Genomic DNA, 13,449 nt, shown 5'->3' with positions numbered 1-13,449 from the left:
ATCCATGGCCAACGCAGATCTTCTGCTGGAGGAAGCATCCGCCTATCTTAAGCCGCAGGATGTCGAACACATCCGCGCGTCCATCGAATTCAGCCGCGCCGCGCACCATGGACAGGTGCGCCATTCCGGCGATCCCTATATCTCCCATCCGATCGCCGTCGCGCGCATCCTGACCACCCTGCACCTCGACGTGCAAGCGGTCATCGCCGCATTGCTGCACGACGTGGTGGAAGACACCGAAGTGACGCTCGAGCAGGTTTCTGAAAAGTTCGGCAAGCCTGTCGCGGACCTGGTGGACGGCTTGAGCAAGCTGGACAAGATCCAGTTCGAAACCCGCGAAGACGCGCAGGCGGAGAATTTCCGCAAGATGCTGCTGGCGATGGCGCGCGATGTGCGCGTCATCCTGATCAAGCTGGCCGACCGGCTGCACAACATGCGCACGCTGGATGTCATGTCGCGCGAAAAGTGCGAGCGCATCGCGCGCGAAACCATGGAGATCTATGCGCCGATCGCGAACCGGCTCGGGCTGAACGACATCCACCACGAATTGCAGGACCTCAGCCTCAAGCATCTGCATCCCCATCGCTATGCGGTGCTGGCCAAGGCACTCCAGGTGGCACGCGGCAACCGCCGCGAAGTGCTGGAGAAGATCCTCGAAACGATCCGCCAGCGGCTCGCCGAATTCAACATCAAGGCGGAAGTGAGCGGCCGCGAAAAGAACATCTACAGCATCTACCGGAAGATGCAAAGCAAGGCGCTGGCTTTTTCCGAGGTGCTGGACATCTATGGCTTTCGCGTACTGGTACAGGATTTCTCCTGCTGCTATGTCGCACTTGGCGCACTGCACGGCCTGTACAAACCCATCCCCGGGAAATTCAAGGATTACATCGCGATCCCCAAGGTGAACGGCTACCAGTCGTTGCACACCACGCTGTTCGGCCCGTTCGGTATCCCCATCGAAATCCAGATACGCACCCATGAGATGCACAAGATCGCCGACGTCGGCGTTGCCTCGCACTGGCTGTACAAGAGCGGCCACGGCTCGATCAACGACCTGCACAAAAAGACCCACCAGTGGTTGCAGGAACTGCTGGACAGTCTCAGCCAGAGCAGCGATTCCTCCGAATTCCTCGAGCACCTCAAAGTCGACCTGTTCCCCGACGAAGTGTACGTATTCACGCCGAAAGGCAAGATCCTTTCGCTGCCGCGCGGCGCAACCACGGTGGACTTCGCCTACAGCGTGCATACCGACATCGGCAACCGCTGCATCGCCGCCAAGGTTAATCACGAGGTGGTTCCATTGCGCACCGAGCTCAGGAACGGCGACCGCGTGGAAATCATCACTGCGGCGCATGCCAAACCGAATCCGGCCTGGCTGGGTTATGTGGCAACCAGCAAGGCGCGCAGCCACATACGCCATTTCCTCAAGACCATGCAATCCGGTGAGGCGGCAAAACTCGGCGAACGGCTGCTCAACCAGGCGCTGAACTCGCTGGGGGTCAGCCCGAAGGACATGGACGAGGCGCACTGGAACAAGCTGATCAGGGAAACCAGCGCCAAGACGCGCGAAGACATCCTTGCCGACATCGGCCTGGGTCGCCGCCTCAACATGGTGGTCGCGCGGCAACTGGCGCGTGTCGGCGACACCGTGGGCGAGATACCCGCCAATGCCGTGGTGACGATACAGGGCACGGAAGGCATGGCTGTGCAATTCGCCAAATGCTGCTGCCCGATTCCCGGCGATCCGATCATCGGCGTGATCAAGAGCGGACAGGGGCTGGTGGTGCATACCCACGATTGCCCCACGCTGCGCAGGGGACACAGCAGCAGCGAGCAATGGCTGGATGTGACATGGGACAAGAACATCTCGCGTCCCTTCGATGTCAGCATCAAGCTGCTGGTTGCCAACCAGCGCGGCGTACTGGCCAAGGTCGCCGCCGCCATCGCCGAAGCGGAATCCAACATCGAGAACGTCAGCTTTGCCAACGAAGGCGAATACACCGCACTGCACTTCACGCTGGAAGTGAACAACCGCCTGCATCTTGCCGGCATCATGCGCGGTCTGCGCAAGATACAGGAAGTGGTGCGCATCATCCGCGTGAAGAACCCGGGATAGATCCAGCAGCCCGGCATTCCCGCCATCTGCTGCGCTTTGGAGAACGGTATGCTCAGGGAGCTACGCAATGTCCAGCAAGTACCCGGCGAGCCCCGGCGGCGCTGGTTCTTTTGCCAGGACCTCGACTTGGTCGTGTGGGAAGACGAAGACGGCTCGATTCTGGGTTTCCAGCTTGCCTACGACAAGCACAGGAACGAACATTCGATCTCCTGGCGCAGGGATCGCGGCTTTTCCCACTATGTCGTCGACGACGGGGAGCCGATGGCTGGCGTGAACGACACGCCGTTCCTTCATGCCAATGGCTTGTTCAGGCGTGACCGCGTCCTCGACCTGTTCCTTTCCCTGTCACCGGAAGTACCCGGGGACATCGTCGCCTTTGTCGTGGCCCGGCTTCGCGAATTCAACGGGCCGCTTGCTCCCTGACAGGGCTGCCGGTTCTGCGCCGCCCGATCATTCGCGCATCGTACATCGAGAGACGCCCGTTCCCATCCGGCGTGCGCGCTCAGTCACCTCGCGCAGCGTGATCACATTTCCCCGCCATGGCGTCGCAGCAGGTCGAGCATTGCCGATGCCTTATCCAGCGTCTCCTGGTATTCCGAAGTGCACTGCGAGTCGGCAACGATGCCGCCGCCCGCCCAGCAGCGCACCTGCCCCCCCGAATAGACCAGCGTGCGTATGGCGATGTTGCTGTCCATGTTGCCATCAAAACCGACATAGCCGATCACGCCGCAATAGATGCCACGCCGGTGCGGCTCCAGCCGCTCGATGATCTGCATGGCGCGCAGCTTGGGCGCGCCGGTCACCGAGCCCCCCGGGAAACAATCACGCAACACATCGAGCGCATCGCGCCCGGGTGCGAGATCGCCTTCCACGGTACTGACCAGATGATGCACATTGGCGTAACTCTCCACTTCGAACAGCGCCGGCACGCGCACGGAGCCGGGCGCACAGCCCTTGCCCAGATCGTTGCGCAGCAGGTCGACGATCATCAGGTTCTCGGCCCTGTCTTTGGGGTGATGCCGCAGCTCTTCTGCCAGTTGCGCGTCGCGCAACGGCTCGACATCGCGCGGTCGCGTGCCCTTGATCGGCCGGGTCGACACCCTGCCGTTGCGTATCTGGATAAACTGTTCCGGCGAGGCGCACAGGATCTGTACCTGCGGCAGGTCGAGAAAGGCGGCATACGGCGCCGGACTGAGACGGCGCAGTTCCAGGTATGCGCCCAACGCATCGCCCGTGGCCTGCGCGCTGAAGCGTTGCGCGAGATTGATCTGGTAGCAGTCGCCTGCTTGCAGGTAATCCTGCACGGCGGCGAAAGCTGACGCATAACTGTCGGGCGTGAAATTTGAAACGGGCTCCCCTTGCACGTGAAAATCGTCATCGGGAAGCGCGCTGCCAAGCTGCAAGCGCCGCAATATCTGCGGCAGCAGCACCTCCGTTTCGGCATAGTGCCGGTGCGACACCACCCTGGCCGTCCGCAGTTGGTGATCCAGCACCAGCGCCCAGTCGTAGATGCCGATCGCCATGTCCGGCAATCGCTCGGCATCCTGCGCCAGATCCGGCAGACCCATCAGGCGCCGCGCCAGATCGTAGCTCCAGTAGCCCAGCGCGCCGCCGGCAAACGGTACATCGTCTACCGGGTCGGCATGCAGCCCCAGTTCATTGCGTATCAGTGCAAATGGATCGCACGATGGCGAATCGCTACCGATCAGCAACGTGCGTTGCGGCGCAGCGGTCAGGATGTCGTAGCGTGCCATGCCACCGCTGTCCAGCCATACAGCCCAAGGTAGTTCGGCAATCGCGGCGAAGTAGCCGCTGGCATCACTACGATAGGGAAGCTCGACTGAATAGAAGCTCATCGGGGATTCGGGGATAATATGGGCATCAATATTTTCAGGACGGAACCATGACCACTATCGTCGCAGTCAGAAAGAACGGGATCGCCGCCATCGCAGCCGACACCCTGACGACCTTCGGCAATACCCGACTACCGTCGCATCTGGACGCATCACACGACAAGATCCTGCATATCGGAAACAGCCACGTGGGCGTATGCGGCAGCGCCGCGCATCATCTGGTGCTGGCGAACCTGCTTACCCGTTCGACCGACGTGAAGCTTAACAGCAAGGCGGAGATTTTTGAAACATTTCGCAGGTTGCACCCGATTCTTAAGGAGGAATGCTTCCTGAACCCCAAGGAAGACGAGGAAGACCCCTATGAATCAAGTCAGATTACCGCGCTAATCATCAACGCCAACGGTATTTTCGGCATCTACTCGATGCGCGAGGTGTTCGAATACACACAGTATTGGGCAATCGGCTCAGGCCACGAGTTTGCGCTCGGCGCACTGCATCATGCCTATCCTCGCTACGGCAATGCGGAGGACATTGCGCGCGTCGCCGCAGAGACCGGTATCGCACTGGACAAGAACAGCGGCGCACCGATCACGCAGTACAGTATGGCGATACAGGACTGATCTGCTGTCGTGCGCCACGAAATAAAGGATCGGGAAATTCAGGGGGCAGAAATACTGTCGCAAACAGGGTAGTTTGCAACGGAGGTACAACATCCCGCCAATACTGGATTGGCGAAACAAAAAGGCGCACGCACCGACAAGTGCGCCCCCAATCAAGCCTGCTGTGGCAAACTCCTGACCGCCGAATCAGACTACACTTTGCCGGCCAATCGATTGCGGGAGCTGACAAGCAGCATCACCTCCCGCACCAAAACTGCACCACTATTCCAGTGCAGCGCCACCACAGCCTACCTCATCAGTTCGGCTTGCCGATTCCCGGTGTGGGGAAAGGCCATGTCGCAGCCGGACGCACGGGTGCTGGTGCGGAAGGAGCCGGTGCCGCCGCAGGAGCAGGTGCTGCCGGCTTGGCGGCCACTTTCTTCACGACGGGCTTCTTGGCGGCGACCTTCTTGACAGCCGGCTTCTTGGCTGCCGGTTTGGCTGCTGCCTTTTTCGCGACTGGCTTCTTGGCTGCCGGTTTGGCTGCTGCCTTTTTCGCGACTGGCTTCTTGGCTACCGGTTTGGCTGCTGCCTTTTTCGCGACGGGCTTCTTGGCTACCGGTTTGACTGCTGCCTTTTTCGCGACTGGCTTCTTGGCTACCGCTTTTTTGGCTACCGGTTTGGCTGCTGCCTTTTTCGCGACTGGCTTCTTGGCTACCGCTTTTTTGGCTGCCGGTTTGGCTGCTGCCTTTTTCGCGACTGGCTTCTTGGCTACCGCTTTTTTGGCTGCCGGTTTGGCTGCTGCCTTTTTCGCGACTGGCTTCTTGGCTACCGCTTTTTTGGCTGCCGGTTTGGCCGCTACTTTTTTGACGACTGGTTTTTTGGCTGCCGGTTTCTTAGCTGCCGTAGCCTTCTTTGCTGCTGGTTTGGCTTTCTTTGCTGCTACCATTTCAACCTCCTTACGATAATGAAAGTTAACGAAATACAACATTTGCGACTACTGCACCTCCGGATCGCGCCCATTCAAGGCTCGCCCCAAAGCCCTTCCCTTAAGCCCGGCCACCCACCGCATCGGCATACGCCGTTTACGGTTAATCCCAGGACAACGCGCCACCGGTCTGATATTCGGTGACACGGGTTTCAAAAAAGTTCTTTTCCTTCTTGAGATCAATCATCTCCGCCATCCACGGGAACGGATTGCTTGCGCCCTGGAACAGCACATCGACACCGATCTGCTGGCAACGCCGATTGGCGATGAAACGCAGATATTCCTTGAACATGGCGGCATTCAGGCCCAGCACGCCGCGCGGCATGGTGTCTTCCGCGTAGGCATATTCGAGTTCCACACCCTTCAGGATCAGTCCGCGGATCTCGTCGCGGAATTCCGGCGTCCACAGATGCGGGTTCTCCATCTTGATCTGGTTGATCACGTCCACGCCGAAATTCAGGTGCATGGATTCATCGCGCAGGATGTACTGATACTGCTCAGCCGCGCCGGTCATCTTGTTCTGGCGCCCCAAAGCCAGGATCTGCACGAAACCGACATAGAAGAACAATCCTTCCATGATGCAGGCGAACACGATCAGGCTGCGCAACAGCTGGCGATCCGCTTCCGGCGTGCCGGTCTTGAATGCAGGGTTGGTCAGTGTATCGATGAACGGCAGCAGGAATTCATCCTTGTCACGGATACTTGGCACCTCGTGATACATGTTGAATATCTCGCCCTCATCCAGCCCCAGGCTTTCCACGATGTATTGATAGGCGTGCGTATGGATCGCTTCTTCAAAGGCCTGGCGCAGCAGGTATTGGCGGCATTCCGGGTTGCTGATGTGGCGATACGTGCCCAGCACGATGTTGTTGGCCGCAAGGCTGTCCGCCGTGCTGAAAAAACCGAGATTGCGCTTGACCAGCCGCCGCTCGTCTTCCGTGAGCGCATTGCTCTTCCACAGCGCGATATCCGCAGTCATGTTCACTTCCTGCGGCATCCAGTGGTTGGCGCAAGCGGCCAGATATTTTTCCCACGCCCACTTGTACTTGAACGGGACCAACTGGTTCACGTCGGCATTGCAATTGATGATGCGCTTGTCTTCGACACGGATACGCCCGGTCGAAACGGGCGCAGGCTTTGCCTGGATCGTCGCATCCGGATCGGGCATCGATGCTCCCGGTCTCCCGAAAGCGGGAGTACGCATCGCTCCCGGAAACGTCGCGGATGGATTAATGTCTTCTTCGAATGTCAGCATGTTGTCTCCCTTAATTCTTTAATGCGTCGCCACGTCACTTTCGTCGTCAGGATTGTGGCTCCGACATAACCTGAAGGTTAGTCTTCGCCGTAATCATGGATGAAAGCATGTCACTGACATGCTTCACATTCAGGATTATCAATCGAGCAGAACTTGTTCTCCTCGGCCATTCCGCCATGCGACGGCACCGCGTTCAACGCGCCGGCGCGACCGGTCGATTTTTCGGCTGACGTGGCGCCCAGCGCGCGCAGGTAATAGGTCGTCTTCAGGCCGCGCAGCCATGCCAGCTTGTAGGTCTCGTCCAGCTTGCGCCCCGATACACCGGCCATATAGATGTTCAGCGATTGTGCCTGGTCTATCCATTTCTGCCGGCGCGAAGCCGCCTCGATCAGCCAGGCCGGCTCCACCTCGAACGCCGTCGCATACTGGTTGCGGAGCTCCACGGGGATGCGGTCGATCTTGGCCAGACTGCCGTCGAAATATTTCAGGTCGGCGATCATCACTTCGTCCCACAGGCCGAGTTGCTTCAGGTCGGCGACCAGATGCTCGTTGATCACCGTGAATTCACCCGACAGGTTCGACTTCACGAAGATGTTCTGGTAGGTCGGCTCGATGCAGGCGGACACGCCGATGATGTTGGAGATGGTCGCGGTCGGCGCGATCGCCACACAATTGGAGTTGCGCATCCCGTGCTGGCCGATGCGCGCGCGCAACGCATCCCAGTCCATCGCGGATGACATATCCACTTCGACGTAGCCGCCGCGTTCCCGGCGCAGCAATTCCAGCGAGTCCTGAGGCAGGATGCCGCGATCCCACAGGCTGCCGCGATAGCTGGCATAACGGCCGCGTTCCTCGGCCAACTCGGTGGAAGCCCAATAGGCGTAGTAGCACACCGCCTCCATCGAACGGTCGGCGAACTCGACCGCCGCCTCGGAAGCATAGGCGATACGCAGATCGTGCAGGCAATCCTGGAAACCCATGATGCCTAGGCCGACCGGCCGGTGCTTCAGGTTGGCATTGCGCGCCTTGCCCACCGCGTAGTAATTGATGTCGATCACGTTATCCAGCATGCGCATCGCGGTACCGATGGTACGGCGCAGCTTGTCGTGGTCGATCTGCCCGGCCCGCTCGTGACCCTTTGGATGCAGGTGGGCGGCCAGGTTGACCGAACCGAGATTGCACACGGCGATCTCGGTGTCGCTGGTGTTCAGCGTGATCTCGGTGCACAGGTTGGAGCTGTGTACCACGCCGACATGCTGCTGCGGCGAACGGATATTGCACGGATCCTTGAAGGTGATCCACGGATGCCCGGTCTCGAACAACATGGTCAGCATCTTGCGCCACAGACTCTGCGCCGGAACCTTCTTGAACAGCTTGAGTTCGCCGCTGGCCGCCTTTGCCTCATAAGCCGTATAGGCCTTCTCAAATTCGGCGCCGAACTTGTCGTGCAGGTCAGGCACATTGGAAGGCGAGAACAGCGTCCACTCGCCACCTTCCATCACGCGCTTCATGAACAGGTCGGGAATCCAGTTCGCCGTATTCATGTCGTGCGTGCGGCGGCGGTCGTCACCGGTGTTCTTGCGCAGATCGAGGAATTCCTCGATGTCCAGGTGCCAGGTTTCCAGGTAGGCACACACCGCGCCCTTGCGCTTGCCACCCTGGTTGACCGCCACGGCGGTATCGTTGACCACCTTGAGGAACGGCACCACGCCTTGCGACTGGCCGTTGGTCCCCTTGATGTGCGCACCCAGTGCGCGCACCGGCGTCCAGTCGTTGCCCAGGCCGCCGGCAAACTTTGCCAGCAGCGCGTTCTCCTTGATCGCCTCGTAGATGCCGTCCAGATCGTCGGCCACCGTGGTCAGATAGCAGGATGAAAGCTGCGAGCGCAATGTACCGGAATTGAACAGCGTCGGCGTGGAACTCATGAAATCGAAGCTCGACAGCAGGCGGTAGAACTCGATGGCGCGAGCCTCGCGGTCGATCTCGTTCAGCGCCAGCCCCATCGCCACACGCATGAAGAAAGCCTGCGGCAATTCGATGCGTTTGCCCTGCACATGCAGGAAATAGCGGTCGTACAGGGTTTGCAACCCCAGATAACCGAACTGCAGGTCGCGTTGCGCGTCCAGTTCACCGGCCAGACGCTGCAGGTCGAACTGCGCCAGCGCCGGATCCAACAACTCTGCCGCGATGCCCCGCTTGATGAACTGCGGGAAATACTCCGCATAACGCGCCACCATGTCCGCCGGTGCGATCTCCTCGCCCAATATCTCGCCACAGATATTGTTGAGCAACAGGCGCGCGGTGACGAAGTTATAAGCCGGCTCTTTCTCGATCAGGGATCGCGCGGAGAGAACCAGACATTTGCGTACCTCGTGCAGCGACACGCCGTCATACAGATCCTTGAGCGTCAGTTTGATGACCGCATCCGTATCAACCGCCTCGCCCAAGCCCGCACAGGCGGAATGCACCAGCGCGGAAAGGCGATCCAGATCAAGCGGTCGCGCCACCCCGTCGGTACCGGTGACATTGATGACATGCACCGGCTCCCTGCTTTTGTTTTTGGCGCGGGAACGGGAACGCTCCTCACGGTACAGCACATAGGAACGGGCGACATCGTGCTCGCCGGAACGCATCAGGGCCAGCTCCACCTGATCCTGGATATCTTCGATATGCATCGTCCCGCCATGCGGCTGGCGGCGCAGCAACGCATTGACCACGCCGTCCGTCAGTTGCTCGACCATCTCTCGCACGCGCGCCGAAGCAGCCCCCTGTCCGCCGTTCACCGCGATGAACGCCTTGGTCATCGCGATCGAGATCTTGCCGGGCTCGAAAGCCACCACTGACCCATTGCGGCGGATGACTCTATATTGATCGAAGGGACTGAAGGAAGGGGAAACGGGATCGGAAACTTTGTCGGCAAGCATCGGAGGGCTTGAAACGTTATCGGTAACGGCATGCAGCATGTACGTCTCCCTGAAATTTGTCTGATTTGGTGAAAATCATAAAACCACTATATCTAGTATTTTTTTGTGGTGTTGGACCTAATTGTAGTAGGTGATGAAAATATTGCAAGCAAAAAAACGGCCTATATATTTCTGGCCAGTTGATGAGCAAATGCTGATTTTTCAGGGGGGTGAACCGGACAATGCGCACAGATAACGCATCCAGTCGAAATACGGGCCGGGATCGGTCTTGCGTTGCGGGGCGATATCGCTGTGCCCGGCGATACCGCGTATCGGATAGGACGCCCGCAACGCCAGCGTCAGGTCATGCAGCACGACATATTGAGCGTCGGTAAACGGCACGAAATCGCTGCCCTCGATCTCGATGCCGATGGAAAAATCGTTGCAGCCGGCTCTGCCCTGCCAGCAGGATGTCCCCGCATGCCAGGCGCGGCGCGTACAGGGCACGAACTGAACGATGCCACCGTTGCGGCGGATAAAGAAGTGGGACGATACCTTGAGTCCGGCGATGGTCCGGAAATAGGGATGCCCGTCCGGATCCAGCGTGTTGGAGAACAATTGCGGCACACCATCCCCGCCGAACTCGCCGGGCGGCAGGCTGATGTTATGGATCACCAGCAGCTCGATCTCGCCGCCGGGCCGCTCATCGCAATTCGGCGACGGCTGGCGTTCTGCACCAGCCAGCCAGCCCTGCGCGTCAATCCGCATCGCCCATACCCTGCGGGGGCTTGATGCCCAGCCGCTCCATCCGGTAGCGCATGGTGCGGAACGTCAGTCCCAACAGCCTGGCGGCAGCCGTTCGATTGAAGCCAGTCTGCTCCAGAGCTTCCAGCAAGGCCTGCCGCTCGACCCGATCCAGGTATTCCGGCAAAGGACACTTGCCGCCCGGCTCCGGCGGTCCGGCATGACACTCCTCAACTGGAACAAGATGCAGGTCGGCCACAGTGATTTCCTCATCGGAACACATGGCCAGCGCGCGCTCGACGATATTCTCCAGTTCGCGCACGTTGCCGGGAAAATCGTAAGTCTGCAATTCGCGTAACGCCTCCTCCGAAAAATGCACGGTCGAAGCATTCGGACGCAAGCGCTCCAGTATCCGCTGCGCGATCTCCGGGATATCCTCGCGCGATTCGCGCAGCGCCGGCATGTGGATCTGGATCACGTTCAACCGGTAATACAGATCCTGGCGGAAATTGCCTTGCCGCACCCGCTCGGCCAGCTCATTGTGCGTCGCGCTGATGATGCGCACATCCACCGTCTCCTCGCCCGTCGCACCCACCTTGCGCACGCTCTTTTCCTGTATCGCGCGCAACAGCTTGACCTGCATGGACAATGGCAGGTCGGCGACCTCGTCCAGGAACAGCGTCCCGCCGTGCGCCGCCTGGAAAAAGCCGTCCCTGTCCTTGTCCGCGCCGGTGAACGCACCCTTCCTGTAACCGAAGAATTCGCTCTCCATCAGGTTTTCCGGTATCGCGCCGCAGTTCACCGCGATCACCGGCTGGTCGCGGCGCGCACCGCTCTGCACGATGAGCCGCGCCGCCAGTTCCTTGCCACTGCCGGATTCGCCGCTGATATGCACCGGCGCCTGGCTGCGCGCCACCTTTTCGATCAGCTCGCGCACCTTTTGCATGGCCGGCGAACGACCGAGCAGCGCCTTGTCTCCCGGCACAACCGGCTGCGGCAGGTTCAGCGCCGATTTAACCAGCGCGCGCAACTGGTCGAGCGAGACCGGCTTGGCCAGATAATCGAATGCGCCGGACTTGAGCGCGGTAATGGCATTTTCCATGTTGCCGTGCGCGGTGATCACCGCCACCGGCACGTCCAGATTCTGCTGCGCAATGTGACGCACCACCTGCAGCCCGTCCCCGTCCGGCATGCGCATGTCCGTCAGGCACAGGTCGTAACGATGCGCCGCCAGTTCCGCCAGCGCCTCACGCACGTTAGCGGCCCGATCCACCGTCAGCCCCATCTTGAGCAACGCCATCTCCAGCAACTCGAGGATGTCCGGTTCATCGTCCACCAGCAACACGCGCGGCATCTTTGCCTGATAGTTATCCGCCCTATTCATGCAATTCTCCAAATACGATCCGGAAGCAGGCACCCGCCGGCTCCGCGCCCGGCACATCTCCCCGGTCATGATATTCCAGCCGCGCACCGTTCGCCTCACACAATTCCTTGGCGATATACAAACCCAGCCCGGATCCCTCTGCCGCCGTGGTAAAGAACGGCTCGAACAGCCGCGACCGGGATGCCGCCGGGATGCCCGGCCCGTCATCCTGCACCTCCAGCGTCACCCGCCCCGCCTCGTTGCCCGTCGCCAGCACGATGCTGCCGGACTGATTGCGGCTGTACCGCAGGCCGTTGCCGCACAGGTTCCACAATACCTGGCGCAGGTGACCACGATCGAAGAGCACTTTCCCCGCCTGCACATCCTGCAGCACCAGCACCCCCGGTTCCAGATGCTCAACCTGGGAAAACTCCTCGACAAAACCACGCAACAGCGGCACCAGGTCGAACATCTCGGACTGCGCACGATCGCGCCGGTTCAACTGCATCACATCCTGCACAATCTGGTTGATGCGTTGCGTGTTGTCCAGCACGATCTGCAACAGGCGCTTCTGTCTGGCGTCGGCCGGGTCCTCCTGCATCAATTCCGTGGCATAACTGATTGCCGACAACGGATTGCGCACCTCGTGCGCGATGTTCGCCGTCAGGCGCCCCAGCGCTGCCAGCTTGATCTGCTGTGCCTCGGCCTGCACACGCTGCATGTCCTCCAGAAAGATCACCGTGCCATGGGCGGACTGGCGCTCCACAGCGACGAAACGCAGTCTCGCCTGCACGCCGACATCCAGCTGCAGGGTATCGCGGCTGGCCAGACCGCTCCTTTTCCACATCGCGTATTGCCCGAACAACAGCGGAAAACTTTCCGACAGCGAACTTCCCGACAGCGCATTGTGCCGCAACAGCCGCGCCGCGCCGGGATTCATCTGCACGATCACACCCTGCTCGTCCACCACCAGCACCCCGTCCTGCATGTCGCGCATCACCAGACGATTCGCCTCGGACATGCTGGCCAGATCCTGGCCGCGGCGCTGCGCCAGCAACTGGCTGTCTATCGCATACTTCGCCAGTGTATGCGCCAGCCAGGCCACCGCAAAATAGGAGATGCACAGCAGGCCGACCTGGACATACTGCGCGGGCTCGGCATTGGCATACAGCACCGAGAACGAATGTTCGAGCAGCGCGGCAATGCTGGCCAGCGAAGCAAAAAACAGCGTGACCCTGCCGCGACTGATCAATCCGGCCGAGGCCAGCGAAATCAACAGCAACATCCCGATGCTGCTCTGTATCCCGCCGCTGGCATAGGAAAGCACCGTCAATCCGGCCACATCCCCGCCAACCTGCATGGCCAGTTGCACATTGAATCGCGGCCAGCGCAACCGGAGCAGGACGAGGGAGGCGATCGTCAGCGCGGCATAGGCGAGACTCGCAAAGAAGAACAGCGTCCAACTCCGGGTGTCCAGCGGCAATGCCGAACCGAAGGAACCGGCGATAAAAACAAGGAGGCTGGCCAATGCCAGCCGGTAGAGATTGAAATAGCGCAGGGAACGCCAGAAATCGACGGTCGCTGTGGCGGGAACGGAATTGTCGGTCAATTCACTCAAGGACGGTCCG

The 13,449-nt window shown here is 60.1% G+C and carries 10 protein-coding genes; 3 read left to right on the top strand and 7 right to left on the bottom strand.

The window, feature by feature from the left end; translation table 11 throughout:
• The first annotated feature begins 4 nt into the window (after window positions 1-4).
• Both IPM27_09315 and IPM27_09310 read left to right on the top strand, forming a co-directional pair.
• A complete protein-coding gene (locus tag IPM27_09315) occupies window positions 5-2,116 on the top strand; it encodes a bifunctional (p)ppGpp synthetase/guanosine-3',5'-bis(diphosphate) 3'-pyrophosphohydrolase (protein MBK9161746.1) in 2,112 nt (703 codons plus the stop codon).
• A gap of 48 nt (window positions 2,117-2,164) precedes the next feature.
• On the top strand, window positions 2,165-2,539 hold the full coding sequence (locus IPM27_09310; GenBank protein ID MBK9161745.1) for a hypothetical protein: 375 nt from the start codon (window positions 2,165-2,167) through the stop codon (window positions 2,537-2,539).
• Window positions 2,540-2,640: 101 nt separating this feature from the next.
• Here IPM27_09310 and pabB read toward each other — a convergent pair whose 3' ends face one another.
• Window positions 2,641-3,972: an aminodeoxychorismate synthase component I gene (gene pabB, locus IPM27_09305; GenBank protein ID MBK9161744.1), complete on the bottom strand. Its 1,332-nt coding sequence runs from the start codon at window positions 3,970-3,972 to the stop codon at window positions 2,641-2,643.
• A gap of 47 nt (window positions 3,973-4,019) precedes the next feature.
• Here pabB and IPM27_09300 point away from each other — a divergent pair, with 47 nt between their 5' ends.
• Window positions 4,020-4,589 (top strand): MFS transporter, encoded by a 570-nt coding sequence (locus IPM27_09300; protein ID MBK9161743.1) that lies wholly within the window; start codon window positions 4,020-4,022, stop codon window positions 4,587-4,589.
• Between the two features lie 295 nt (window positions 4,590-4,884).
• Here the strand turns inward: IPM27_09300 and IPM27_09295 are convergent, their stop codons facing one another.
• From IPM27_09295 to IPM27_09270, 6 genes are all read right to left on the bottom strand, one after another.
• Window positions 4,885-5,517, bottom strand: coding sequence for a histone H1-like repetitive region-containing protein (locus IPM27_09295; GenBank protein MBK9161742.1), 633 nt, complete (start codon window positions 5,515-5,517; stop codon window positions 4,885-4,887).
• A gap of 142 nt (window positions 5,518-5,659) precedes the next feature.
• Window positions 5,660-6,811 (bottom strand): ribonucleotide-diphosphate reductase subunit beta, encoded by a 1,152-nt coding sequence (locus tag IPM27_09290; GenBank protein MBK9161741.1) that lies wholly within the window; start codon window positions 6,809-6,811, stop codon window positions 5,660-5,662.
• Between the two features lie 110 nt (window positions 6,812-6,921).
• Entirely contained in the window at window positions 6,922-9,774 is a 2,853-nt protein-coding gene (locus tag IPM27_09285; protein ID MBK9161740.1) for a ribonucleoside-diphosphate reductase subunit alpha, read from the bottom strand.
• 162 nt (window positions 9,775-9,936) lie between these two features.
• Window positions 9,937-10,482, bottom strand: a complete 546-nt coding sequence (gene ampD, locus IPM27_09280; protein MBK9161739.1) for a 1,6-anhydro-N-acetylmuramyl-L-alanine amidase AmpD — start codon at window positions 10,480-10,482, stop codon at window positions 9,937-9,939.
• Window positions 10,472-11,842, bottom strand: a complete 1,371-nt coding sequence (locus tag IPM27_09275) for a sigma-54-dependent Fis family transcriptional regulator (protein ID MBK9161738.1) — start codon at window positions 11,840-11,842, stop codon at window positions 10,472-10,474. Before IPM27_09275 ends, ampD begins: the two co-directional genes overlap by 11 nt.
• The gene (locus IPM27_09270) at window positions 11,835-13,439 is read right to left on the bottom strand and encodes a PAS domain-containing protein (GenBank protein ID MBK9161737.1); all 1,605 of its coding nucleotides are present in this window, start codon (window positions 13,437-13,439) and stop codon (window positions 11,835-11,837) included. The genes IPM27_09275 and IPM27_09270 overlap by 8 nt, the downstream gene beginning before the upstream one ends.
• Between the last annotated feature and the right edge of the window lie 10 nt (window positions 13,440-13,449).

The organism is Nitrosomonadales bacterium, from assembly GCA_016716325.1.
In the GTDB taxonomy this organism is placed as follows: domain Bacteria; phylum Pseudomonadota; class Gammaproteobacteria; order Burkholderiales; family Gallionellaceae; genus Gallionella.
The sequence above is the reverse complement of the archived record's forward strand: the minus strand, read 5'-3'. Positions and strand labels throughout refer to the sequence as shown.